This is a genomic window from Streptomyces sp. JJ36 (genome assembly GCF_021696945.1).
Classification (GTDB): Bacteria; Actinomycetota; Actinomycetes; order Streptomycetales; family Streptomycetaceae; genus Streptomyces.
This window is the reverse complement of the sequence record NZ_JACYHE010000023.1, coordinates 49,499-74,125: the sequence shown is the minus strand read 5'-3', so window position 1 is coordinate 74,125 and position 24,627 is coordinate 49,499. Positions and strand designations below refer to the sequence as shown.

Annotated in this window: 23 protein-coding genes and 1 pseudogene; 8 read left to right on the top strand and 16 right to left on the bottom strand. The window is 71.5% G+C overall.

Annotated features, from left to right (window positions below):
- From HOY81_RS12245 to HOY81_RS12230, 4 genes are all read left to right on the top strand, one after another.
- A partial coding sequence (locus HOY81_RS12245) for a S1C family serine protease (RefSeq protein ID WP_237320330.1) occupies positions 1-897 on the top strand: 897 nt, incomplete at its 5' end.
- Between the two features lie 15 nt (positions 898-912).
- Positions 913-1,611: a response regulator transcription factor gene (locus tag HOY81_RS12240; protein WP_237320329.1), complete on the top strand. Its 699-nt coding sequence runs from the start codon at positions 913-915 to the stop codon at positions 1,609-1,611.
- Positions 1,608-3,041, top strand: coding sequence for a HAMP domain-containing sensor histidine kinase (locus HOY81_RS12235; RefSeq protein WP_237320328.1), 1,434 nt, complete (start codon positions 1,608-1,610; stop codon positions 3,039-3,041). The genes HOY81_RS12240 and HOY81_RS12235 overlap by 4 nt, the downstream gene beginning before the upstream one ends.
- A gap of 111 nt (positions 3,042-3,152) precedes the next feature.
- Positions 3,153-3,815 (top strand): NADPH-dependent FMN reductase, encoded by a 663-nt coding sequence (locus tag HOY81_RS12230; RefSeq protein WP_237320327.1) that lies wholly within the window; start codon positions 3,153-3,155, stop codon positions 3,813-3,815.
- A gap of 404 nt (positions 3,816-4,219) precedes the next feature.
- On the opposite strand, the gene HOY81_RS12225 is transcribed toward HOY81_RS12230, so the two are convergent.
- Positions 4,220-6,034, bottom strand: a complete 1,815-nt coding sequence (locus tag HOY81_RS12225) for a bifunctional UDP-sugar hydrolase/5'-nucleotidase (protein ID WP_306423472.1) — start codon at positions 6,032-6,034, stop codon at positions 4,220-4,222.
- A 226-nt stretch (positions 6,035-6,260) separates the two neighbouring features.
- On the opposite strand from HOY81_RS12225, the gene mshD reads away from it, so the two are divergent.
- A complete protein-coding gene (mshD, locus tag HOY81_RS12220) occupies positions 6,261-7,157 on the top strand; it encodes a mycothiol synthase (RefSeq protein ID WP_237320325.1) in 897 nt (298 codons plus the stop codon).
- Between the two features lie 100 nt (positions 7,158-7,257).
- On the opposite strand, the gene HOY81_RS12215 is transcribed toward mshD, so the two are convergent.
- From HOY81_RS12215 to HOY81_RS12145, 15 genes and pseudogenes are all read right to left on the bottom strand, one after another.
- Positions 7,258-7,479 carry a DUF397 domain-containing protein gene (locus tag HOY81_RS12215; protein ID WP_237320324.1) on the bottom strand — a complete coding sequence of 74 codons (222 nt, stop codon included), beginning with the start codon at positions 7,477-7,479 and terminating at the stop codon, positions 7,258-7,260.
- On the bottom strand, positions 7,466-8,269 hold the full coding sequence (locus HOY81_RS12210) for a helix-turn-helix transcriptional regulator (RefSeq protein ID WP_237320323.1): 804 nt from the start codon (positions 8,267-8,269) through the stop codon (positions 7,466-7,468). Before HOY81_RS12210 ends, HOY81_RS12215 begins: the two co-directional genes overlap by 14 nt.
- 649 nt (positions 8,270-8,918) lie before the next feature.
- Positions 8,919-9,485, bottom strand: a complete 567-nt coding sequence (locus HOY81_RS12205; RefSeq protein ID WP_237320322.1) for a hypothetical protein — start codon at positions 9,483-9,485, stop codon at positions 8,919-8,921.
- A 49-nt stretch (positions 9,486-9,534) separates the two neighbouring features.
- Positions 9,535-10,104 carry a hypothetical protein gene (locus HOY81_RS12200; RefSeq protein WP_237320321.1) on the bottom strand — a complete coding sequence of 190 codons (570 nt, stop codon included), beginning with the start codon at positions 10,102-10,104 and terminating at the stop codon, positions 9,535-9,537.
- Positions 10,105-10,164: 60 nt separating this feature from the next.
- The gene (locus HOY81_RS12195) at positions 10,165-10,476 is read right to left on the bottom strand and encodes a hypothetical protein (protein WP_237320320.1); all 312 of its coding nucleotides are present in this window, start codon (positions 10,474-10,476) and stop codon (positions 10,165-10,167) included.
- Between the two features lie 375 nt (positions 10,477-10,851).
- Positions 10,852-11,532, bottom strand: coding sequence for a hypothetical protein (locus HOY81_RS12190; RefSeq protein ID WP_237320319.1), 681 nt, complete (start codon positions 11,530-11,532; stop codon positions 10,852-10,854).
- A gap of 23 nt (positions 11,533-11,555) precedes the next feature.
- Positions 11,556-12,035, bottom strand: coding sequence for a hypothetical protein (locus tag HOY81_RS12185; protein WP_237320318.1), 480 nt, complete (start codon positions 12,033-12,035; stop codon positions 11,556-11,558).
- A gap of 244 nt (positions 12,036-12,279) precedes the next feature.
- Positions 12,280-12,957, bottom strand: a complete 678-nt coding sequence (locus HOY81_RS12180; RefSeq protein WP_237320317.1) for a contact-dependent growth inhibition system immunity protein — start codon at positions 12,955-12,957, stop codon at positions 12,280-12,282.
- A gap of 18 nt (positions 12,958-12,975) precedes the next feature.
- Positions 12,976-13,302: an RNase A-like domain-containing protein gene (locus tag HOY81_RS12175; protein ID WP_237320316.1), complete on the bottom strand. Its 327-nt coding sequence runs from the start codon at positions 13,300-13,302 to the stop codon at positions 12,976-12,978.
- A gap of 14 nt (positions 13,303-13,316) precedes the next feature.
- Positions 13,317-13,604: a hypothetical protein gene (locus tag HOY81_RS12170; RefSeq protein WP_237320315.1), complete on the bottom strand. Its 288-nt coding sequence runs from the start codon at positions 13,602-13,604 to the stop codon at positions 13,317-13,319.
- A 248-nt stretch (positions 13,605-13,852) separates the two neighbouring features.
- The gene (locus HOY81_RS12165; protein ID WP_237320314.1) at positions 13,853-14,404 is read right to left on the bottom strand and encodes a hypothetical protein; all 552 of its coding nucleotides are present in this window, start codon (positions 14,402-14,404) and stop codon (positions 13,853-13,855) included.
- A gap of 18 nt (positions 14,405-14,422) precedes the next feature.
- Positions 14,423-16,045 (bottom strand): RNase A-like domain-containing protein, encoded by a 1,623-nt coding sequence (locus HOY81_RS27675; RefSeq protein ID WP_237320313.1) that lies wholly within the window; start codon positions 16,043-16,045, stop codon positions 14,423-14,425.
- Between the two features lie 293 nt (positions 16,046-16,338).
- A complete protein-coding gene (locus HOY81_RS12155; protein WP_237320312.1) occupies positions 16,339-16,644 on the bottom strand; it encodes a WXG100 family type VII secretion target in 306 nt (101 codons plus the stop codon).
- A gap of 44 nt (positions 16,645-16,688) precedes the next feature.
- A complete protein-coding gene (locus HOY81_RS12150; RefSeq protein WP_237320311.1) occupies positions 16,689-17,129 on the bottom strand; it encodes a WXG100 family type VII secretion target in 441 nt (146 codons plus the stop codon).
- A 703-nt stretch (positions 17,130-17,832) separates the two neighbouring features.
- Positions 17,833-18,816 (bottom strand): annotated as a pseudogene (locus tag HOY81_RS12145) (IS30 family transposase); the annotation flags it as partial.
- Positions 18,817-19,810: 994 nt separating this feature from the next.
- Between HOY81_RS12145 and HOY81_RS12140 the strand changes: the two are divergent.
- From HOY81_RS12140 to HOY81_RS12130, 3 genes are all read left to right on the top strand, one after another.
- A complete protein-coding gene (locus HOY81_RS12140; protein WP_237320310.1) occupies positions 19,811-22,267 on the top strand; it encodes an RNA degradosome polyphosphate kinase in 2,457 nt (818 codons plus the stop codon).
- Between the two features lie 789 nt (positions 22,268-23,056).
- Positions 23,057-24,061, top strand: a complete 1,005-nt coding sequence (locus HOY81_RS12135; RefSeq protein ID WP_237320334.1) for a CHAD domain-containing protein — start codon at positions 23,057-23,059, stop codon at positions 24,059-24,061.
- An 80-nt stretch (positions 24,062-24,141) separates the two neighbouring features.
- A complete protein-coding gene (locus tag HOY81_RS12130) occupies positions 24,142-24,561 on the top strand; it encodes an NUDIX hydrolase (RefSeq protein WP_237320309.1) in 420 nt (139 codons plus the stop codon).
- The last annotated feature ends 66 nt before the right edge of the window (positions 24,562-24,627 follow it).

The window sequence follows — 24,627 nt, the reverse complement described above, 5'->3', positions numbered from 1 at the left end:
CGGACCTGCCCGGTGCCCACCGGCGTTCCCGCCCAGCACCGGCGGCGTGCCCCGCGCCCCGCCGGGCTGCTGGCGGCGGCCGCCCTCGTCGCCGCCGTCGTGGGCGGCGGCTCCGCCGCGCTGGTCGGCGAGGCGTACGAGCCGGCGGCGGGCGGCTCCGCCGCGCCCGTCGCGCAGCCGGCGAGCGACACCGAGGGCGGCGTGGGCGCCGTGGTCGACGCCGTCCGGCCGAGCGTGGTGGAGATCCGCGCCTCCTCCGCCGCCGGCCAGGCCACCGGCTCCGGTGTGATCATCACGGAGGACGGCGAGATCCTCACCAACAACCACGTCGTCTCCGGCGCTGACCGGATCACCGTCACCTTCAGCGACGGCAGCACCGCCTCCGCCGAGGTCACCGGCACCGACCCGGACCTCGACATGGCGCTCCTCGAGGCCCGGGGCGCGGACGGCCTGCAGCCCGCCACCCTCGGCGACTCCGACGCCGTCGGGGTCGGCGATCAGGTCGTCGCCATCGGCTCGCCCGAGGGCCTCACCGGCACCGTGACCAGCGGCATCATCTCCGCCAAGGACCGCGAGGTCACCGTCGAGCGCGAGGACGACTCCCCGGCGCGGCAGGACCAGCGCTGGCCCTTCGAGTTCGGCGGCGGCCAGTACAACGGCGAGCTCGGCGGCTCCGAGACCACCACCTACAAGGCGCTGCAGACCGACGCCTCGCTCAACCCCGGCAACTCCGGCGGACCGCTCTTCGACCTCCGCGGCGAGGTCGTCGGCATCAACTCCGCCATGTACGACGCCGGCGGCGGCACCGGCAGCAGCGCCGGCAGCGCCGGACTGGGCTTCGCCATCCCGGTCGACGCCGTCCAGGACGTCCTGGACGAGCTGCGTGCCGGCGGGTGATGCGAAGCTGACGGCATGAGCGTGCTCATCGTGGACGACGAACCCGCCGTGCGGGACGCCCTGCGCCGCAGCCTCGCCTTCGAGGGCTACGAGACCGAGGAGGCCGCGGACGGCGCCGAGGCCCTGGAGCGGGTCGCGGCGCGGGAACCGGAACTCATCGTCCTCGACGTCCTGATGCCCCGCATGGACGGGCTCACCGCGGCTCGCCGGCTGCGCGCGGAGGGCGTCCGGGTGCCGATCCTCATGCTCACCGCACGGGACACCGTCGGCGACCGGGTCACCGGGCTGGACGCGGGCGCGGACGACTACCTGGTCAAACCGTTCGAGCTGGACGAGCTGCTGGCCCGCATCCGCGCCCTGCTGCGCCGCAGCTCCTACGCCGCCGAGGCCGGCGGCGCGGCCCCGCAGGACACGCTGGCCTTCGCCGACCTGCGGATGGACCTGGCCACCCGCGAGGTCACCCGCGGCGGGCGCCCCGTCGAGCTGACCCGCACCGAGTACACGCTGCTGGAGATGTTCCTCGCCCACCCGCGCCAGGTGCTGACCCGCGAGCAGATCCTGCGGAACGTGTGGGGCTTCGACTTCGAGCCCTCCTCCAACTCCCTGGACGTCTACGTCATGTATCTGCGCCGCAAGACCGAGGCCGGCGGCGAACCCCGGCTGGTGCACACCGTCCGCGGCGTCGGCTACGTCCTCCGGGAAGCCGGGACGTGACCCCGCGCCCCGCCCGCCGCTTCGGGGCGCTGCCGCTCCGCTCCCGGCTGGCCCTGCTGGTCGCGGTGGCGGTCGCGGTGGCCGTCGCGGCCTGCGCGGCGGCCGCCTGGCTGCTCGTCCGCGCGCAGCTCGTCTCCTCGCTGGACGAGGAGCTGCGCGACAGCCGGGTGCCGGACCCCTGGCTCCTGCGGCAGGTGCAGGCCGGGCAGTGCACCCCGGTGCCCGCCGAGGAGCGCCGCGCCCTGCCCAACCCCGCCGGCACCACGGTGCGCCTCGTCGACTCCGGCGGCACGAGCTGCATCATCTACGGCGGCCGCACGCTCCCCGTCACCGGCGCCGACCTGGCGGTCGCCCGGCGGGAGCAGGCGGACGCCCTGCACACCGTGCAGGCCGGCGACACCGAGTACCGGGTGCTGACCACGCCGCTGCGGGACGCCGCCGTGGCCGTCTCCGTCGCCCGGCCGATGGACGAGGTGAACCGCTCCCTGGACTCGCTCGCCCTGGTGCTGTGGCTGGTGGCGGCCGGCGGTGTGGTGGGCTCGGCAGGCGCCGGGGTGGCGCTGGCCCGTGCCGGGCTGCGCCCGGTGGACCGGCTGACCGGCGCCGTCGAGCATGTCGCCCGCACCGAGGACCTCGCGGTCCGCATCCCCGTCGAGGGCGACGACGAGATCGCCCGGCTCTCCCGCTCGTTCAACGCGATGACCGCCGCCCTCGCCGCCTCCCGCGACCTCCAGCAGCAGCTCATCGCCGACGCCGGACACGAGCTGCGGACCCCGCTCACCTCGCTGCGCACCAACATCGACCTGCTGGTGCGCAGCGAGCAGACCGGCCGCCTGATCCCGGCGGAGGACCGGGCGGCGCTGCTGGAGTCGGTCCGTGCCCAGCTCGCCGAGCTGGCCGCGCTCATCGGCGACCTCCAGGAACTCTCCCGCCCCGCCGCCGCCCCGGGCACCGGGCAGGTCCGGGTGCTGGCGCTGCACGAGACGGTGGAACGCGCGGTGGAGCGGGTGCGGCTGCGCGGCTCCGGCATCCGCATCGCGCTGCACGCCGGCCCCTGGTACGTCCGCGGCGAGCCGGCCGCGCTGGAACGCGCGGTGGTGAACCTGCTGGACAACGCCGTGAAGTTCTCGCCGCCCGGCGGCACCGTCGAGGTCGCGCTGGACGGCGGCGAGCTGCGGGTCCGGGACCACGGGCCGGGCGTCCCGGAGGAGGAGCTGCCGCACGTCTTCGACCGCTTCTGGCGCTCGCCCTCCGCCCGCAGCCTGCCCGGCTCCGGGCTCGGGCTCTCCATCGTGGCCCGTACGGTCCGGCAGGCGGGCGGCGAGGTGGCGCTGCGCCGACCGGCCGGCGGCGGCCCCGGGACGGAGGCGGTGCTGCGGCTGCCCGGGGCCGCCGTTCCGCCGCCGGAGCTGCCCCGCGCCGGCGGGTGACGCGGGGCCCGCGCCGGCGATTGACTTGAAGTTCACTTCACGTTGCAACCTCGTGGTCAGGACGCGCCGCGCACCCGCGCGGCCCGCAGTCACCCACGAGGAGTCATCGCCATGCCCGCAGCCCCGCAGCAGCTCGACGCCACGCCCCGCACCGACGCCCTGGAGGCCGAGGCCGCGGAACCCGCCCGGACGACCCGGCTCGCCGTGATCGTCGCCAGCGTCCGCGAGGGGCGCTTCGGCCCGGTGGTCGCCGAGTGGTTCGCCCGGCAGGCCACCCGGCACGGCGGTTTCGCGGAGGTCGACCTCATCGACCTCGCCGACCACGAACTGCCCCTCGCCTTCCCCGCCTTCGGCAGCGACCCGGAGGCCGAGGTGCTCCGCGTCCGGGACGGGCTGGCGCGGCGGCTCGACGCCGCGGACGGCTTCGTCATCGTCACGCCCGAGTACAACCACAGCTTCCCGGCGTCGCTGAAGAACACCATCGACTGGTTCAAGCCCGAGTGGCAGGCCAAGGCCGTCGGCTTTGTGTCGTACGGCGGCATGGGCGGCGGCCTGCGGGCCGTCGAGCAGCTCCGGCAGGTCTTCGCCGAGCTGCACGCCGTCACCGTCCGGGACGTGCTCAGCTTCCACAACGCCTGGGACCGCTTCGACGCCCAGGGCGTCCCCCGCGACCCGGAGGCCACCGCGGCCGCCGCGAAGGGGATGCTCGGGCAGCTCGACTGGTGGGCGACCGCCCTGCGCGAGGCCCGCGCCCGCACCCCGTACGGCGCCTGAGGACGCCGCGCGCGGGACGGCGCCGGGGCCCCGGCCCGGGGAACGGTGACGCTGAGGTCGTGCGGCGTCCCAGGCCGCCCCGGGGGCCGCCCCGAGCCGGTGCGGGGTCGGCCGGGGCCGACCCGTACGCCGCCGGGGACGGGCCCCGGCGGCCGACCGTCGGGGCCGCCGCACAGTGCGTGCGGTGCCACCCGGCGCGGGAGGCGTCTCCCGGACGTCGCCGCACCGCGCCCCCGTACGGACGGCCACCGGGCGGCCCGGCGCTGCGTACGGACGACGCTGCCCGTACCGCCGTGGAGCGGTACGGGCAGCGTGCACTCCCGGCCGAGCGGTCCGCCGGCCCCGTCAGACGCGACCGGCGACCCGGTGACCGGTCACTGGTCGACCGGTCATGTGCCGATGGGTCACTCGACGACCGTGATCCGGTCCGCCGCGGGCGCCTTCAGCGGCGCGTCCGCCGACGAATGCGCGGTCAGATACGCCTCCAGCGCCGCCAAGTCGTCCCCGCCGACATGCGGGTCCGTGCCCTCCGCCAGCGTCGGGAAGCCGTCACCGCCGCCCGCCAGGAAGGAGTTCACCGCGACCCGGTAGGTCGCCGCCGGGTCCAGCGGCTCGCCGTTCAGCCGCACCGAGTCCGCCACGATCCGGTCCGCACCCGACCGCGTCAGGTCCAGCGTGTAGCCGAAGCCGGCCGAGGGCTGGAGGATCTTCGGCGCCTCCGCGTTGGCACCGCTCACCTGCTCCCGCAACACGTCCAGAAGCTGGGCGCCGGTGAGCGAGACGATGTTCACGGTGTTCGAGAAGGGCTGGACCGTGAAGCCCTCGGCGTAGGTCACCACGCCGTCGCCCTCGCTGCCGGAGGCCGCATACGTCAGGTCGGAGCGGATGCCGCCGGGGTTCATCAGCGCCAGGTCCGCCTCCGGGTCCTGCTGCTGCGCGTGCGCGAGCTGGGCGTCCGCGATCAGGTCGCCCAGCGGCGACTCCGGCGTGCCGGCGCCGCGCCCCGGCACGTCCTCAGCGATCCAGCCGATGGGACGGTTCGCCACCGGGGCGGCCAGCTCGCTCCACCGGTCGATCAGCCGGGTCATGTCCGCGGCCTTCGGCTGCTCCCGGCTCACCACGTGGTTCGCCGAGTCCACCCGGGTCCGCACGATGTCGCGGCGCTCCCGGTCGTAGGTGAGCGTGGTGTCGGTGTAGAGCCGCCCGTACGAGGCCGCCGAGGTCACCGTGCGCGGGGTGCCGGACGGGTCCGGGACGGTGCACACGTACGGCGCGTGCGTGTGCCCGGTGACGAACGCGTCCACCGCCGGGGTGACGTGCTCCGCGATCTCCTTGATCGGACCCGAGATGCCGTCGCCGGGTCCGGGGCTGTCGCAGTCGTCGTTGAACGCCTCGCCCGCCGGGTAGCCGCCCTCGTGGACCAGCGCGACGATCGCGTTGACGCCCTTGCGCCGCAGCACCTCGGCGTACGTGTCGATCGTCTCCACCTCGTCGTGGAAGGCCAGGCCCTGCACCCCGTCCGCCGACACGATGTCGGGGGTGCCCTCCAGCGTCACGCCGATGAAGCCGATCCGCACGCCCTTGTGCCGCCAGACCGAGTACGGGCGCAGGATGGGGCGTCCGGTGTCCTCGTCGGTCACGTTCGCGGCCAGATAGGGGAAGTCGGCGCCGCGGAAGGTGCGGCCGTCCGCGTAGCAGCCGTCCTCCGGGTGGCAGCCGCCGCGCTGGAGCCGCTCCAGCTCCGCCCGGCCCTCGTCGAACTCGTGGTTGCCCACCGAGGTGACGTCGAGGTCCAGCGCGTTCATGGCCTCCACGGTCGGCTCGTCGTGGAACAGCCCGGAGAGCAGCGGGCTCGCGCCCACCATGTCGCCGGCCGCCGCCGTGACCGAGTAGCGGTGCCCCGCGCGCGCCTCACGCAGGCTGGACGCCAGGTACTCGACGCCGCCGGCCGCCACCTCGTGCGTCGAGCCGTCCGGCAGCCGCTCCGTCACCCGGCCCGAGGAGCCCTGCGGGGGCTCCAGGTTGCCGTGGAAGTCGTTGAAGGACAGCATCTGCACGTCCACGTAGCGGCCGTGACCGTGGCCCCGCCCGTGGCCGCGGCCCTCGCCGGGCGCGTGGCCCTGGTCCGCGCGGGCCACCGCGCCGGCGCCGCCGTCCGTGCCGTTGTCGGCGGCCGCGGGGACGGCCGCACCCAGCAGCCCGGCCGCGGTGGCCAGCATCGCGGCCGCCGCCGTCAGGCGGGTCGTGGGGCGTCTGCCCCGGAAAAACGCTCGCGTTCCTGCCATGGGTCCGTAGCTCCCCCTCCGGGATGGTGAACGGGCGGAGGGCAGCCTACGGTCAACGCGCGTAGCATGTCAGGAGAACAGAGGTGACGAGTGCGTTTCGTGCTCGTGAGCGGAGTACGGTGGGGAGCGGAACCGGCCACTGGCCTTAGGCTCTTGGACCATGAGCGACGTGGTTGTTGTCGATGAGGTGTCACCCGAGGTCCTGCGGGAGACCCAGGATCTGATCGACGCGGCTGCCCGTACCGACGGCCAGTCCGCTGTATCCGAACAGGGCAGGCTGCAACTGCGCGGCGGCCGCCGCCCGGGCGTACGCCACCTGTTGCTGCGCCACGAGGGCGTACTGGTCGGGTACGCGCAACTGGAGGACACCGACCCGGTCGAGGCACCGGCCGGCGAACTGGTCGTCCACCCCGCGCACCGCGGGCGCGGCTACGGGCGGCAGCTCGGCCAGGCCCTGCTGGAGGCCTCCGGCCGCCGGCTCCGCGTCTGGGCGCACGGCGGCCACCCCGCCGGACGGCACCTCGCCCAGCTCCTCGGGCTCACCCTCTTCCGTGAGCTGCGCCAACTCCGCCGGCCCCTCGACGAGAACGACCTGCCCGAACCGGTCCTCCCCGAAGGCGTCACCGTCCGCACCTTCGAACCCGGCAAGGACGACGCCGCCTGGCTCGCCGTGAACGCCGAGGCCTTCGCCCACCACCCCGAGCAGGGCAGCCTCACCCAGCGCGACCTCGACGACCGCAAGGCCGAACCGTGGTTCGACCCGCACGGCTTCTTCCTCGCCTTCCGTGACGACCGCCTCGTCGGCTTCCACTGGACCAAGGTGCACAGCGCCGAGCAGCTCGGCGAGGTGTACGTGCTGGGCGTCTCCCCCAGCGAGCAGGGCAGCGGGCTTGGCCGCGCCCTCACCCTGCTGGGCCTCCGCCACCTCGCCCGCGACCGCGCCCTGCCCACGGCCATGCTCTACGTCGACGCCGACAACGGGGCCGCCATGCGGGTCTACGAACGCCTCGGCTTCCGCACCCACGAGACCGACCTGATGTACCGCACCGAGACCTGACGCGCGCGGGGCGCCGGGGGTCCGGGCGGCAGCCGGGCCGTACGACCGCCGGAGATCAGCTCGCGAGCGCCCGTGATCAACCCGCGAGCGCGCCGGGTGTTCACTCCGCGAGGACGTCCGTCTTCACCGCGCCCACGAACGCCGCCCACGCGGACGCCCCTATCGCGAGCACCGGCCCGCCCGGGCTCTTGCTGTCCCGCACGGGCACGACCCCGCGCACCCCGTCGGCGACCTCCAGGCAGTCGCCACCGTCGCCTCCGCTGTGGCTGGACTTACGCCAGGTCAGGCGCATGGAAACGGCATACAGGTCATGGCTGCCCATTCTCGTACTCCTCCGCCGCCGACTCGATGAGTTCGAGGGACGCGCTCAGTGGCAACGCGGCCGCCCGAGCGAGATCGTAGGCGTCCCGGTAGCGCCTCACCAGTACGGGATCGTCGATCAGGGCACCTGTATAGAGGACTTCGAAGTACACCTGCTCCGGGCTGTCCGGAAACCGCATGAGCTTGACCATGTTGCGCATCAGCGGATGGGCGCCGTGGGCGAAGGGGAGTACCTGCACCTGCACCCGCCCCGAGCGCATCAACCCGGCGATGTGGCGGAGTTGCTCGGCCATGGTCCGCGGGCCGCCCACCACGGTGCGCAACACGCCCTCGCCGAGGATCATCCAGACCCGAGGGCTTGACTGCTCGCTGAGCAACCGGGCCCGTCCGCACCTGTTGACCACATGGCGGTCGAGTTCCTCCGCGGAGATGTCCGGTTCGGTCCCGAGATAGACGGCCCGGGCGTAGGCGGCCGTCTGCAACAGCCCCGGCACCGTGCCCACCGCGTACTCCTCGATCACGTCCGCGCGCTGCTCGGACTCCGCGGCCTCCTGGAAGTGCTCCGCGAACTGCGCGCCGTCCAGCGTCGGGAGCCAACGCTCGAAGAAGCCTCTCGCTCCCAGCTCCTTGTCCAGGCGACGGGCGTCCTCCAGGCGCGGGCGGCGGCGCCCGGCCTCGATGTGGGCGATCATCGAGGGCGACAGGATCACCACATCACCCAGCGACTGCTGCGTGTGCCCCGACTCCTCCCGGCGCAACCGCAGCTCCTCGCCGTACTTTTCCCGCGTCATGGGCAGGTCCCTGCCACCTTGCCGGTGAGCACCCTGGGCCATGGCTGTGACTCCCCTCGTGACGGGGCCTCCGGGAGGCCCGCACCCCCTTCTGAGGACAGTCAAACGCGGGCACGCTGCGTACGAAACCGTTACGGGCGGTAGCCATCCGTCCGAGTGAGCGCCCGGCGCACACCACGCGCCGGGGACCCGCACGACCCCCGCAAGGGAGCCGACACCATGCCTCACGCCTTTCCGCGCACCGCTTCGGGAGTCGCCCGGAGACGCACGACCCCCGCGCCCTGCCCCTGGCGCCCGCCCCGGGCATGCGCCTGCTGCTTTGGCCCACGCCCGACGGCCGGCCCTGCTACCTGAGCACGGACGACGCCGGCGGTCTGCTCTCCCGCCTCGCCGACGAGGTCGAGGAGGCGCAACTCGCCAGCGGCACCGACGTCCTGGCCGGCGCCCGCAGCGTCCTGGCGGACGCCAAGGCGGGCGAGCACGCCGTACGCTTCGCCCTCCGCCGAGTCCCTGGGCGACGCCCTCCGCGTCGCCGACAGCGCGGCGCCCGCCTCCCCGGCCCCGCCGGACGACCCCGCCGACCCCCGGCCGTCCCCTCACCCCGCACTGGACGGCGAGCCGTAGCCGGGCGGGGCCCTGGCGTCCGCTGTCAGATCGGGTTGAAGCGCCAGAAGACTCCGACCTCGGACGCCGAAGCCGCGATGAGGCCGAGGTCCATGGTGAAGTCCGTGAACGGGTAGCCGGCCGACGGCTCGGCGACGGGATCGGTACGAGGACCGAGCTGAGCCTTCGGGGAAGTCGAGTAGCACCGCGCGTCGTCTCCGAACCGGGCCAGCAGTATCGCCGCATCCTCACGCAGTCGCTCGGCGCGGACGGGGAAACCGTCGATGCGAAAGGCCTCGAACCAGTCGTCGACCATGGCGACGAGCTGCCGGCCCGCGGACGACAGCGTGATGGGGAACGTACGCTCCCTGATCTTCTCCACCCCGGGGTTCACGAAGGGGTACGCGCGTGGACGGGTAGCGTCGGCTCGTGCCGACGTGTCCTTGTCGAGCGTGACCCATCCACGCGGGTCGTGCAGCCGACGCTCCATGACCCCAACCGCGTCGATCGCCCAGTCATCGTGGCCACGAGGCCCCACCGCCACGAAGGCGTACTCGTCCTCAAACATGCGCAGCGCCGCAGCCTCCCAGCGCTCACGCGTAACGGAAACCATGCGGCTACTCTCCCGACTCCGAGTGAGGGCAACGGGCCCCGTGTCCCGTTCAGTATGCGTTGAACCGCCAGAAAACCCCGACCTCGTCCTCGCTCACCGCGACCAGACCGAGGTCCATGAGAAGGCAAGTGAAGCAGCGACCCGAGGACATCGACCCGTCGAAATCCGGCGACCTGGGCGGGCGTGCATCGGCTGCGGACGAATAGAAGCGAGCGTGTGGCCCAAACCGGGACAGCAGTGCCGCTGCGCTGCTGTCGAGCTCGCCCTTCCGGCGCTCGTAGTCGGGAATGCTGTGCATCGTGAACCACTCATCGATCATGGCTACGAGTTGACGAGTCGCGGTCCTCTTCGTCACCTCGAACAGGTGCTTCTCGATCGCGGACGGGTCGGTGTTCTCGAAGGGGTGGCCCTTCGGCTCGGGCGGTTGTCCGGGCACCTCCTCCGCGTCCCAGTCCTGCCCCTGCCACCCTCGTGGGTCGGAGACCTCCCGGAGCATCACCAGCGTCACATCGTGCGCCCAGTCCCTGTGTTTCCGGCCCGCTGCACCGACGAACACGTACTCGTCCTCGTACAACGTCGAGAGAGCCGCCTTCCACTCGTCTTGCGTGATCTCATGCATGTGCGCCCTCCAGGGTTGAACCGCCGTCGTCGCACAATCCGTTGAGGCAAATTCCGTACGTCAGGCATCCGTCGCGTGTTTTCGATGCATGTGATCATCGATGAAGTGCAGCAGTTCACGCACCGCATCGCGCGTGATCCACGGCATCTCACTGCGCACGTGCCGGTCGAGCAGGTCGTCTGCAGGAAAGAGCACGAGGGCCCGCTGCGCTTCGACAGCGATCGGCAGCAGGAACTCTCGGCAGAACGGATGCTCCGAGGCTATCGCGGCGGCTGTGGCCTGCCGCATGTCCCCGTGCTCTCCCAGTTCGATCCAGTTCGCTCCGAACCCACGGAGCTGAGCGAACACGGTACGCGCTTCCCTGGAGCTCACGGGGAGCTCCTGGTAGCCCGGGACTCCCCCCCCCTCGCGAGGTCGCGAATAAGGTCGCCGAGTAGCCGGAGGTACTCATGTACGGCAACCCCCTCCGCAGCGCGCTCCACGTCTTCACGGAGCCTGGGCGCTACTGCCCGTATCCCGTCCGGCGTGAGGATGTCGGCAGTGAAGTGCAGAAGGGCGGGAATCGTCCGGTGTGCAGGTCTCCACGAAGGGCCGCCCGATATTTCCAGGATGCGGGCACATCGGAGGATCTCCTCATCGAGCGATGCCCTTCCACCCGACTCCTGGGCGACAAGTACAGCCTCGATCACCTGGGACAGAGGGCCGTTCTCTGCCAACGCCCAGGCAAACGGTTGCGCCACTGCTGCCTCATCTTCCCTGAGCATGATGACCGGACAGGTGCTCGTGCGCCTGACGGTTGATCTCGATCAGCACGGCACGCGTGGCCCAGGGCATGGCGGGGCCGAGATTGGCCTCCAGCGACTCGTCGTCGGGGAAGCGCACCAGCGCGTCGCTCACCTCGGCGACAAGAGTCGCTAATTCTCCCCGGCAGTTTGTTGAGCACTCACCGCGAATCCTGGCCCGGATCGCGTCTGCCCTGTCCCCGAAGTCCCCGGAATCGAACAAGTAGGTGAATTGGAAGATGGACCTGTACATGGTGAGAGCTTCCCAGTGGTTCATGGGGAGGGAGGTGTAGTCGTGTGCAGCCTCCAGTTCGGCGGCACGCACCAAGTCGGCGAGAAGGTGCAGGAACTCCCCGGTCCGCGTTCTGCCTGCTGCCCTTTCCAGATCGTCCGCGACGTCTTGAGGAGCCGCGGATCCGAGTTCTGCGTCCCAGCGGAGAGCGAGCAGTGCCAGTTGGTCGGCGACAGCGCTGGGGCTGTGGAGGCGGCTGGCGACCGAAGAAGAGATGAGGGTCCTGCAGAAGCGGAGAACCTCATCCTCGAGTGATGCTCGCGGGGATCCTGCTGCTTCACCCGCGAGGAAGAAGAGTGACCTCAGAGAGCCATCGAACCACCAATGTACCAGGTCGGTCTCGTCGTGCTGCACGATCTTCTCGTCGGCTCTTCGCCTTACAGAGGGTTGCATATCCAGAAGACGCCCACCTCTGTGGGCGAGACCGCTACCAGCCCGAGATCCATGGATTCAACTGTCAGCGCGTACCACTCCGATACTCGAAGGTCAGTGCCGTCGGACTCCTCAGGTGGGTCGTCCACACTGGTCCAGAACTGGGCATCGGGCCCGAAGCGAGACAGCACGGTGTCCGAGCATCCATAGAGTCTCTGCCGGTTGCTCTCGAAGTCCGGGATGTGGCGGACGTCTTCCTCTCCAGAACTGAGGATGACCAGAAGGCTGCGTGCGGTGTCCCGCGAGACCGCGTTGAGCGAGCCCTCCATATCCCTACCACTGACGGGACGGAACGGGCGACTCTCCCCACCAGCGTCGGACCTGACGTAGGCGTCGATGCTCAGCCATTCACGCGGATCGCGGCCCGCCCCAGCCATCATTCGGACGGCATCGTTTCCCCAGCCGTCGTCCGAGCGCGCCACCACCGAGGCCAGTGCTGCCCTTGCGCACAGCCCGGTCAAAGCTGTCGACCACTCTTCTCGTGTGAGAACGACTGAACCCTCCCTTTCCGGATTGTTCTGTTCGGTCGGACGGCACAGAGCATGGAAGATCGACGGGTGGCAACGCCGCTCCTTGCCGTACAGCCGACGCTGTGTCCCCTCGCGGTTCCTACCAGCGCGGCCACACGACGCAGCTGGCCGGACTGCCTCACTCGCCCTTCGCTCACCCCTAGCCCGGCGGTGGGCCGTAGTCGGGGCGCGGGGTGGTGAGGCGGTCGGAGAGGAGGGCGAGCCAGCCGCTGGGGGAGTAGGGCGCGGGCGGGTCGACCTCCATCCCGAGCTCCGCGAGCCCGAGCGCGTACTCCGTCTCCTCCAGGTCGAGCGCCAGCAGCTCCGCCACTTCACTGGCCAGCCGTGCCACCAGACTCCGGTCCGTCGAGTCGAGGTAGTCGTTCAGTGCCGCGTCATGGTCCGGGAACTCGTCCGGCATGTCCTGCGAAAACCAGCCGCCCAGGAGCTGCCCCAGCTCCGGGAAGCGTGCGTGCCACTCCCAGTGGGTCTGTGGGGGCCTCGGCGGAGGCACGTCCCCGTTCTCGACGCTGGTCTTGAGGTGGTCCGCCAGGAGCAGCAGCCATTCCTGGATCCGCTCCTCTGACAGGCCCACGTCGGGGATCGCATAGAACTCGCCGAGTCGCAGCTTCAGCCGGCCGGGCGGGTTGTGCGCGTACTGGCGGAGCTGCTGCTCGGCGACGCCGACGGCCCACGGCCGGGTGTGCCAGGTGTGCCGCAGATACGCCTCCAGCGCGGCGCTGCGCGTCTCCGCGGTGTCGTCCGCGCTCTGCCCCAGGTAGGCGCGGATCACCTGGTCGAGTTCGCCGTAGATGCGGTCGTGCGGGAGTGGCTGCATGGACGGAACGCGCCTGCCTCAGAGGTAGATGGGGAAAGTCGCCTGGACGCGGAAGCCGTTGGCCTGCGCGGGATCACGCCGGAGGACCACCCGCGCGGCGTGCACGTCCACCGCGTCCCGACCGGCCAGCATCATCGCCTGCAGCATCACCCGCCCCACCGGCGGCCTCGACGGCCAGGACGCCTCGATCGTCAGCCGGTCCCGCGTCCCCTGCGCCAGCCAACGGTGCACGAGCTGCTCGTTCCGCGTGACCACCTCCTGCGTACACCACTGCGCGGTCTCCCGGTCGGGATATGTGGCTGCCCTGGTGGCCGTGCTTCCGTTGCCACTGGGGGACGTGTTCATCCACTTCTCACTGTTCAGGCGTCGGTCGAGTGCTCGTGAGCCATGTGCTCATCGATGAGGTTCAGGATTTCACGCACCGCAGCGCGTGTGATCCACGGGATCTCACTACGCAGGTGCTTGTCGAGCAAGTCGTCCGCGGGGAAGAGCACGAGGGCCCGCTGCGCGTCGGCAGCGATCGGCAGCAGAAACTCCCTGCAGAACGGGTGCTCTGAGGCGATCCCGGCAGTTGTGGCCTGACGTAGGTCCGCATACTCTCCCAGTTCGATCCAGTTGGCTCCGCACCCGCGCAGCTGGGGGAACACGGTACGGGCTTCCCGAGGGGTCATGGGAAGTTCCCGGTAGTCTGGGGCCCCGTCTCGTGTGAGATCGCGGAACAGTTCTCCGAGCAGTCGAAGGTACTCGTCTCCGGAACCCCTCCGCGGCGTGCTCGAAGCCTTCGCGGATCTTGGGCGGTACGGCGCGTAGCCTTTCCGGGGTGAGTGTTTCGGCTACGATTTCGAGAAAGGTCGGAACTGACCGGTGCGCGATATCTCTCTGAGTGTAAGAATTATCATGCGTCGTCGCACACCCAGAATACACCCACTTCCGTGCGTGAAGCCGCCACCAATCCGAGGTCTTTGGTGTAATCACTGAGTGCGTACCATTCAGAAACTCCAAGGTCGGTGCCGCTGGTCTCCGTGGGTGCGTCGTCCACGTTGGTCCAGAAGTGGGAATCGGGACCGAATCGCGAAAGCACGGCGTCCGCGTATGCATAGAGCTGATGCCGACGTTGCTCAAAGTTCGGGATGTGTCGGGTTTTTCCAGTTCCAGAACTCATGATGACCAGTAGATTGCGCGCAGTGTACCGTGGAACTGCGTTGAGAGACCCCTCCAAGTGCGCATCATCGAAATGACGGAACGGGTATCGAGTGTCGTCAACATCGGGCCTTGTCAGAGTGTCGACGCTTACCCATTCGCGCGGGTCTTGGGTGGCCCGAGCCATAATTCTGTTGGCATCGTGACCCCAGCCGTGGCGCGAGCGCTCCGCTGCCGAGGCCAGTGCTGCACGTTCACCGAAAAGTTCGCGCAGAGCCGTCGCCCACTCTTCGCGTGCAGAATTCACCTAATCTCCCCCTCCGGCTCAAGATGACGGCATGGATGTCAGAACAACAAAAGGTGGGTCGAGGCCCTTCTTGTATCGCAGCTGGACCGTTACCTTGTCAACCTCTACGGCTTGTGCGGATGTGCCATGCTGATTGTACTCGGACCGAGATATACTGATGCCCGTGGGGTGATCGAACTCCAACTCGAATTCATTGGTCGATGTCTCAGGGTCACGTCGCGAGCCAGCCCTCTCCCTGTTTTCGACTCGAGCAATCCACCGTTCGATTTTCTCGGCGTTGTCGACGTCATCCAGTACAGCTTGCGTAAGCCTCTGGGCCGATTCGGTGGTCTTGAAGGAAGAGGCGGCGGTTATTCCTGGCTGGTCGCGTAGTCGTTGAGCCAGCTGTTCTTCTGTCTTTCCCACATGCCGGTCCAGTGGATGACTCCCGTGGATACCTTCCTCGCTGGCAAGGTCGATGGGGAAGAAGTGGTCTCGTTTGTCCTCACCTGGAACGGCATAGTGCCGTTCCGTTCTGAACTCATGGAGCGAGCGCGCACCGTAGGCCTGGGAGCGGGCAACTTCTGCGTTGAAGGTGGGGGCGCTCGTGGTGGCCTCGTCGATGTCATCGATTCGTGTCTTGAGGTCGCCCACCTCGTTCCGCAGGGCGGTCTCGTAGGCCGATACTGCGGCGTCAAGCGCTTCGTGGTCCAGTTTTTCCAGGAAGATGGCGATGACCTTCGCCGCCCCGCCGGCCAGCATTTCCAGCTTCTCGATGACGTCGAAGTCCAGAAGCTCGCGAGCGGTCGCCTTCACGGCGTCCCAGAGGATCCTCTTGACCTCGCCCTTGAGCTTCCGGACGGCCGACGCGACGGACTCACAAGAGGAAGCGGCGGTTGTCGCCGAGCGGTCGAGGACCTCGAGGATCGGCTGATCGGTGGCGCCCGCGTTGACCCGACCATGACCGTACTGGAGCCCGCCCTGGTCCTTTCCCCAGGCCGTGGTTCCCCACAGGCTCCGGGTGAACTGACGCATGGCCTGCTGCCACTCGTCGTTGGCCGAGTTGGTGATGTAGGCGATGGTGTCGTCGCACTTGCGGCCCGTGCCCTTGGCGGCGGTGCCCGCCGTGCGCCAGGTCTCGGCCAGGCCGTCGAGTTCGTCGGCGTCGGCCCAGGGGAAGACGTCGGAGAGCCGGGTCAGGCCCTTGACCTTCTCCAGCACCGCTTCGATGATCTTTCCTTCCAGATCACCGATCTCGCCGAAGAGATCCCTGAGGTCCGTGTCGTCACCGTCGTCACCGCCGAAGAGGACGGAGCTCGGCTCCGGGTAGTTCGGCGGCTTCTCGATGACGTGCGGAGGCTCCTGGCGCGGCGGGTCGCCCTTCGCTTTGGGATTGCTGTGGTGGTCCGCCGCCCGGTAGTTGTTGGCGGTGACGGTGAAACCGGTGGAGGCCCCGCCGATGCTCACCACACTACGGGCCCACAGCTCCAAGTACCCCTGGATGAGCGGGTCGTACGCGCCGGCGAAGTCGGCCGAGGCGGCACCGCGTCCCGCAACGCCGCCCTCGTCGGCATCCTCCGCGAAGGTGTTGCCGGCCTTGTCGTAGGTCGACTGGTTGCGTGCCAGCTCCTGCGACACCCAGTAGAGGTGGCTGGGCTTCACGTCGAACCCGCCCGATCCGGCCCCCGGTGCGGGCGGGCGGTCACCGGGAGGGTCGGACGGCGACGGGGACGGCGAGTCGCTGGGCGTCGGGGACGGGTCCCCGGAGCCGGTGGGGCTCGGTGTCGGGGTGGGAGTCGGCGAGGGCTCCGGTTGGTCCGTGGGCGAGTCGTCCGGGGTCGGCTGGTCCCCGGACGGCGAGGGCTCCGGAGCCGGGCTGTCCGAGGGCTCGGGGGCCGGGTCGTCCGGCGGCTCCGGGTGCGCGGTCCCGGAGGGCGCCGGGGTCGGCGTACCCATCAGGCGCCACCCCAGCCGCGGAGTACGGCCTGGTGCGCGGCGTCGTAGTTGACGTGGCCGTTGACCACCACGTCGTGCAGCCAGCGCTGGGCGCCTTCCAGGTCCTGCATGGACCGGTCCCACCGGTCGAGCGTGTCCACGAACATGTCGCGGGCCTCGCCCTCCCAGCTCAGCACGACCTTCTCCGTACGGTCGTAGAGCGCGTTCAGCTTGCCGTTGATCTCCTTGAGGATGCTCTCCAGGTCACCGGAGAGCTCCTGAAGGGTCGTGAAGTCGACGGATATGTCGTCGCTGCCTCCGGACACCTTTCCCCCTCGTGCCGTGTCGTCTCTGCGTGTGCGCCGTGGACCTACAGGTCGGCGATTCTGCTGCTGGGCGCGGCCGGTTCGGCCGGGCCGTCAGCCATGCCGAGGATCTGCTGCTCGCCCGCGACGGAGTCCTGGATGCGCTGGAAGTGCTCCATGGTGTCCAGGTCCTGGGCGCTGAAGCCGTCGCGGCTCATGCGGACGGCCTCCTCGATGAGGATGAGGTTCTTACGGATGGTCACCGCGTCCTCGTTCACCCCGCGCTGCAACTCGGTGTACGCGCGGGCCGCCGAGCTGCGCCAGCCGGTCTCGATCCGGTCGATGATGCCGTTGAGCTGGCCGATCTTCTTCTGCAGGTACTCCTGCATGTCGTCCAGGTCCGAGGCCAGGTCCGACAACTCCTTGTCGGTGGCCTTGAGCTGGTCCCCCACGGGCTGCCCCTCCCCCTGCGGCGGCGTCACGCCGATGTGCTCACTGTACGACACGGTAGCGACACGAGAGATGGTGCTTTGTGGGGGGCAACTCGGGTGTGTGGGCGGTGAGTCGGGTGAAGGCGGGGGCGCGGTCGGGGTGGTGGGGGATGCGTTGCCGGGTGCGGGCCGGCCTCGTGGTTGCTGTTACTGCGTGGCGGGCTACGGGGGAGGGGTGCCTTGCTGGGCGCGCTCATGCTGCGGGCGCGGGTGGCGTGGTGGGCTGGGGTTCACCCGCCTGTGACGGGGCCGGGCGGCGGGGCGGTCGGTAGCCGGTGACGGGCGCACCGTGGCGGGCTGCTGCCGCGCGGTGGTTCCGGTTTCGTCTTCTCGCTCCGCTCGTGCCACGCCGGTGGCACTGCGCGGTTCGCCTGCGGGCCGTTCCGGAGTGGGGGTGCACGTGGCTCGAGGCGGGAGGAGGCCTGGGCGGGTGCTCGCTCACCCGCCTGGTGAGGGGTCGGGTCGGGTGCTTGGCCTGCGGGTGGGTGAGGCCCAGGCGGGGCTTGGTGCGGTCTGGTGGGGCCGGGCGTTCCGTGCGTGGGCTACGGGCGCCGTTCCGTGGCTTGGTGGGTCGGTCCTGTGCCCGGTGAGCCGCCCCCGGGTCCGGAGGTAAGGGTCGTATGTGGGCACCGGCCCTGACGAATTCCGGGCGATCTTGTACTGGTCCACGCTTTTGACAAAAATCGGCGGCGGATTCAGTTGGTGGTTGCAACAGGGGTTAGTTGTCGGCTGTTTCGAGGGTCTCACGGAGGGCTTGGGCGGGTGAGCGCCAGTTGAGGGTTTTGCGGGGGCGGTCGTTGAGTTCGTCGGCGACGTTGTTGAGGTGTTCGCGGGTGTGGACGGAGAGGTCGGTGCCTTTGGGGAAGTACTGGCGCAGGAGGCCGTTGGTGTTCTCGTTGGTGCCGCGTTGGCAGGGTGAGTGGGGGTCGCAGAAGTAGATGGCCATGTCGGTGGCCATGCTGATTTCTTTGTGGTGAGCCATCTCGTGGCCTTGGTCCCAGGTCACGGATCGTTTGAGCGCGTCGGGCAGGGTGCGGATGGTGGCGATCATCTGGTCGCGGACGGCCTGGGCCGTGCGGTCGCCTGGCAGGTGGAGGAGCATCACGAAGCGGGTGGTGCGCTCGACCAGGGTGCCGATGGCGGAGTCACCGTTCTTTCCGATGATCAGGTCGCCTTCCCAGTGGCCGGGCACGGCCCGGTCCTCGACCTCGGCGGGCCGCTCGCTGATCATCACCATGCCCTGCAGGCGGCCTCTGCCGCTGGACGTGGTGGCGGGTTTGCGCAGGGCTCGGCCGGTGCGCAGGCAGCCGGCCAGTTCCCGGCGCAGGGCGCCGCGGCCCTGGACGTAGACCGACTGGTAGATCGTCTCGTGGGACACGCGCATCTCCGCATCGTGGGGGTGTTCCGCTGCCAGGGTGCGGGCGATCTGCTCAGGCGACCAGCACTCCTGGAGTCTTGCCTCGACCCGTGCGCGCAGGACCGGGAGTGCGGCGAGATTCGCTGTCTTCGGGCGCCGGGCGCGGCGCTGGGTCTCGGACTGGGCCCTGCCGGCGCGGTAGCCCCCACGCCGGCTGCTGTTGCGCTGGACTTCCCGGCAGATCGTTGACCGGGCACGGCCCAGCCCGCGGGCGATCCGGCTCAGGGAGTGCCCTGCCGCCAACCCGACGGCGATCTCCTCCCGTTCCCCAAACGACAGGTAACGGCCCGAGGCGGGGCCGGGGGCGTTCGCGATCACGCCCCCAGCTTTCTGGAACATCCCCACCGCAGTCCCGCGTGCGACGCCGGCACGCTTACGCGCCTTCTCCACATCCAGGCCCGCACGCACACCGTCCCAGAAAGCCACCTTCACATCACGAGGCACCAAAGGACGCATCACACGCTCCTCAAAGAACGTGTTGCAACGACCCACTGAACCCAAGGGCCCAGATTTGTCAAAAGCGTGGACCAGTACATGATCCACTCACGGAATGCCCCCTATGTCCCTTTTCTTGGCGGGGCCGCCCTTGCTGCGGGCCGGGTGTAAGGGGTCTCAGTGGGCGGCACCTATGACGATCTTGTCCTGGTTCGGAGGCCGGGCGGCGGACGCTTGGCCCTCGCCGGCCCGGGTCGGCGAGGGAAGCCTGGCGCCCGCCGGGCCGCAGCCCGAGTGCCTGCCCGGCCTACCGACTGGCGGCCGCGCGCACCCCCACTCCGGAACGGCCCGCAGGCAGACCCCGCAGTGCCACCGGCGTGGCACGAGCGGAGCGAGAAGACGAACCCGCATGCACCGCGCGGCAGCAGCCCGCCACGGTGCGCCCGTCTCCGGTTACCGGCCGCCCCGCCGCCCGGCCCCGTCACAGGCGGGTGAACCCCAGCCCACCACGCCACCCGCGCCCGCAGCATGAGCGCGCCCCAGCAAGGCACCCCTCCCCTCGTAGCCCGCCAATCGGTGACCTCGACCAGGGACGGCCCGCACGCGCTCCGCAGTCCCCGCCTCCCTACGGGCCGTAGGCGACGGCTCCCGCCCGGTGAGCAGCACAGGCCCTGTCCGGCGCCCCCGCGCGGCCGTCCGCATGCGCTGGGTGGTGATCCCCTGGCAGCCATGTGCGCTTAACCATTGATTCAAACTCGCTTGCGAGCATCGCGGGATGCAGCCCGTCGCTCGCTCCCGTCCCGCCGCGCTCGGCCCTGTCCGGGGTACGCGGAACAATGGGGACATGAGCCAGCAAGCCGCCGCAAGGTCCGCCACCGACGCCAGCCGCACCAGCGACGCCAGGGACACGACCGACCTCACGGACGCCACCGGCACCGGTGACACCGGCGACGCCACCGACACGGCCCCCACCGGCGCCGGCGCCCGCAGCGACACCACCAGCCGCGGCCGCGCGGCCGCGCGCCGCGGTACCGCCGCGGCGGACGGCGTGGAGGCCGTACGCCCGGGGGAGGCGGCGCCCGCACAGCCCGCCCAGCCGTCGGTGGGCTCGATCGCGGCGCACCGGCCGCACGCCGTCGCGGGGGAGACCGCGCCCACGCTGGAGCCCGACCTGGACGCCGACCCCGACTCGTACGAGCCGGGTCAGGGCCCGGAGGACGCCGAGGCCACGGACCTGCCGCAGGGTCGCTTCCTGGACCGGGAGCGGAGTTGGCTGGCGTTCAACGAGCGAGTGCTGGAGCTGGCCGAGGACCCGGACACGCCGCTGCTGGAGCGGGCGAACTTCCTGGCGATCTTCGCCAGCAACCTGGACGAGTTCTTCATGGTGCGCGTCGCCGGCCTCAAGCGGCGCATCGCGACCGGGGTGGCGACCCGGTCCGCCTCCGGGCTCCAGCCGCGCGAGGTGCTGGAGCTGATCTGGAACCGCTCGCGGGAGCTCATGGCCCGGCACGCCGCCTGCTTCCAGCAGGACGTCGCCCCCGCACTGGCCGACGAGGGGCTCCACCTGGTCCGCTGGCACGAGCTGACGGAGAAGGAGCAGGCCCGCCTGTTCACCCTCTTCCGGCAGCAGATCTACCCCGTGCTCACCCCGCTGGCGGTGGACCCGGCCCACCCCTTCCCGTACATCTCGGGCCTCTCCCTCAACCTCGCGGTCGTGGTCCGCAACCCGGTGAGCGGGCACAACCACTTCGCGCGCGTGAAGGTCCCGCCGCTGCTCTCGCGCTTCCTGGAGGCCTCGCCGCAGCGGTACGTCCCGCTGGAGGACGTGATCGCGGCGCACCTGGAGGAGCTGTTCCCGGGCATGGAGGTGCTCGGGCACCACATGTTCCGGGTGACGCGGAACGAGGACCTGGAGGTCGAGGAGGACGACGCCGAGAACCTGCTCCAGGCGCTGGAGAAGGAGCTGATGCGGCGCCGCTTCGGGCCGCCGGTGCGCCTGGAGGTCGAGGAGTCGATCGACCCGTACGTGCTGGACCTGCTGGTCCGCGAGCTGAAGGTGTCCGACGCCGAGGTCTACCCGCTGCCCGGCCCGCTGGACCTGACCGGCCTCTCCGGCGTCGCCGCCTCCATGGACCGGCCGGACCTGAAGTACCGGAAGTTCGTGGCCGGCACCCACCGCGACCTCGCCGAGGTGGAGTCCGCCTCCGCCCCGGACGTCTTCGCCGCGCTGCGCGAGCGGGACGTGCTGCTGCACCACCCGTACGACTCCTTCTCCACCTCCGTGCAGGCCTTCCTGGAGCAGGCCGCGGCCGACCCGGACGTGCTGGCGATCAAGCAGACCCTCTACCGCACCTCCGGCGACTCGCCGATCGTGGACGCGCTGATAGACGCGGCCGAGTCCGGCAAGCAGGTGCTGGTGCTGGTCGAGCTGAAGGCCCGCTTCGACGAGCAGGCGAACATCAAGTGGGCGCGGAAGCTGGAGGAGTCCGGCTGCCACGTGGTCTACGGGCTGGTCGGGCTGAAGACGCACTGCAAGCTCTCCCTGGTGGTGCGCCAGGAGGGCGACACGCTGCGCCGCTATGCCCACGTCGGCACCGGCAACTACCACCCGAAGACCGCACGGGTGTACGAGGACCTCGGTCTGCTCACCGCCGACCCGCAGGTCGGCGCGGACCTCTCCGACCTCTTCAACCGCCTCAGCGGCTACTCCCGCCGCGCCACCTACCGGCGGCTGCTGGTGGCGCCGCGCTCGCTGCGCGACGGGCTGGTTTCGCGCATCCACAAGGAGATCACGCACCACCGCGCGGGCCGCCCGGCAGGCATCCGGATCAAGGTCAACTCGATGGTCGACGAGACGGTCGTCGACGCGCTCTACCGTGCCTCGCAGGCCGGCGTGCCCGTGGACGTCTGGGTACGCGGAATCTGCGCGCTGCGGCCCGGGGTGCCGGGCCTGAGCGAGCGGATCCGGGTGCGCAGCATCCTGGGGCGCTTCCTCGAGCACTCCCGCATCTTCGCGTTCGAGAACGGCGGAGAGTCCGAGGTGTGGATCGGCAGCGCCGACATGATGCACCGCAACCTCGACCGCCGTATCGAGGCGCTGGTCCGGGTCACCGACCCCGGGCACCGTGGCGCCCTCACCCGCCTGCTGGAGACCGGGATGTCGGACACCACGGCGTCCTGGCATCTCGGGGCCGACGGCGACTGGAGCCGTGTCGCGCACGACGCGGAGGGCCGGCCGCTGCGGAACATCCAGGAAACGCTCATCGACGCCCGGAGGCGCCGACGTGGCCCAGCGACATGACCGCCCGCGTCCTCACCACCACAGGCTTACGCCGGCCAGGGTGCCCGGCCCCGGGAGGCCCGTTCCCCGGAGAGTCGCGGTGCCCCGCACGCACGCACCGCGGCGGGCCGACCCGTCGGCGGGGCGCCCGAGCGGGCGGGCACGCCCCGGGCGTGTGTGCGCCCCGGCGGGGCGGCGGGCCGGGCACACCGGGGGCGTACGCCACGGGGCATGCGTGCCGGGCGGCACGACCACGACCGGCCGCGCGGCGGGGGACCACCAGCACAGCCTGCGCAGAACGGGGGAAGGGCAGTGACCGGGGAGCAGCCCGAGCGGGGGACCGAAGGGCAGCGGGGAGCGGGTGAGCTGGTGAGCGCCGCGCCCGCGGGGCCGGGCAGAGCGCGGGGCGCCGGGACGCGGGGTACGGGCAGACCCGTGGCCGGGCCCGGGCCGGGGGCCGCCGCCGGCGGTGAGGGCGAGCCCGGCCGTCCGGGTCCGGCGGGGGCGGGATCCGGGAGACCCGGCGGAGGCACGGGCCCGGGGGCGGGAGGCGCCCGTACGGCCCCCGGTCCCCGGCCCGGCGAGGCGCCGGAGGGTCAGGGCGCGCCGGCCCACGCGCCGCAGGGCCGGGCAACCGGCCGAGCCGCCGCACGGGGCGGCGGACCCGACGGCCCGTCCGGCGACGCGGGCGGGGGCCCGTCCGCCGCTTCCTCCGCCGGCCGGCCCGCTTCCGTCTCCTCCGGCGGCGGCTCGGGAGCCGGCCCGTCCGCCGGGCCGGACCCCGCGGCCGGTCCCGGCAGCGCCGCCGAGCTGCTCGGGGCATACCTGCGGGAGCAGGCCACCGACCTGCTCCGCGGCCTCCGGGCGCACGGGGAGACCGCCGGCAGCGCCGAGACCGCCGGCGAGGCGGCCGACGCGGTGCGTCGGCTGCGCCGCTCCGCGCGCCGTCTCGACGGCGTGCTCCGCACCTACCGCCCGCTCGTCGACAGCGCCTGGGCCGACCGGCTGCGCACCGAGCTGGGCTGGCTCTCCGACACCCTGACCCTCGAATACGCCTATGCCGCCCGGCTGGACCGGCTGCTCGGCGCCTTGCACCGGCTGGCCAGCGACGGCGGCGCCGGGGGCGGCGCGGGCGGCGCCGGGCAGGGGGGCGGGGCGCTCCCGGTGGGTGCCGCCCGGGCCGGCGCGCTGCTGGAGCGGCAGCTCACCCTGGCTCGCACCCGCGCGCACTCGGCGGCGCTCCAGGCGCTGGGCTCGTCCCGCTTCCACGCGGTCGCGGACGCGGTCGCCCTGCTGGCCTCCGAGGCGCCGCTCACCCCGGAGGCGGGCTCCCGGTCCGCCCATGAGGCGCTGGTGCCGCTGGCGGACCGGGCGTACCGCAGGCTCGTGGAGGCCGCCGGGATGCTGCCGCTGGCCCGCGCCGAGCATCCGTACAACGCCGAGGCGCTCGCCCGCTCGCTCACCTCCGACATGCAGGGCGACGCCGCCTGGGTGCAGGTGCGGCTGCTGCTGCGGACGCACCGGTACGCCCAGGAGGTGCTGCGCGGGCCCGGGGCCGGCCAGGGCGAGCCGGAGACCCGCGCGGCGGCGGCCGGCCGGGCCCTGGGCCGGCACCGGGACGCGGCGGAGGCGGCGGCCGCGGCCGCGGCGGCGGCCCGTACGCCGCGGATCGCGCCGGCGACCGCGTACGCGCTCGGGGTGCTGCACGCCGACCAGCGGCACGAGGTGGAGGCTGCCCGCTTCGCCTTCGGGCGGCTGTGGAGCGCGGGACGGCGCGGTGACGAGCCGGGCGCCCGCGGGCGGGGCGGGTTCTGATGCGGCCCGAGCGGGACGGCCGGCCGCCGGCCCCGGCCGACGGGGCCCCCGGGACCGAGGGGGCCGAGGGGAGCCGGGAGGTGGTGGCCGCCGCCGGGTGTGTGCTGTGGCGGCGGGCGCCCGGGGACGGCGGGGTGCAGGTCGCCGTGGTGCACCGCCCGAAGTACGACGACTGGTCGCACCCCAAGGGCAAGCTCAAGGAGGGCGAGGAGGCGCTGGCCGGCGCGGTCCGGGAGGTACGCGAGGAGACCGGCATGGAGTGTGTGCCGGGCGCGCCGCTGCCCACCAGCCGGTACGAGGCGGCCGGTCGCCCCAAGGAGGTGCGGTACTGGGCCGCCGAGGCGACCGGCGGGGTGTTCGAGCCGAACCGCGAGGTCGACCGGCTCGACTGGCTGCCCCCGGTGGCGGCGCGCCGCCGCCTCACGCACGAGCGCGACCGTCCGCTGGTCGACGCCCTGCTGGAGACCCTCGGGCCGGAGGGTCACCGGGAGACGGGCTGAGCCCCCTGGACCGCGGGGCCGCCGACCGGTGACCCCGGCCCCCGCGGTGGGAGTGGCGTACGGCGG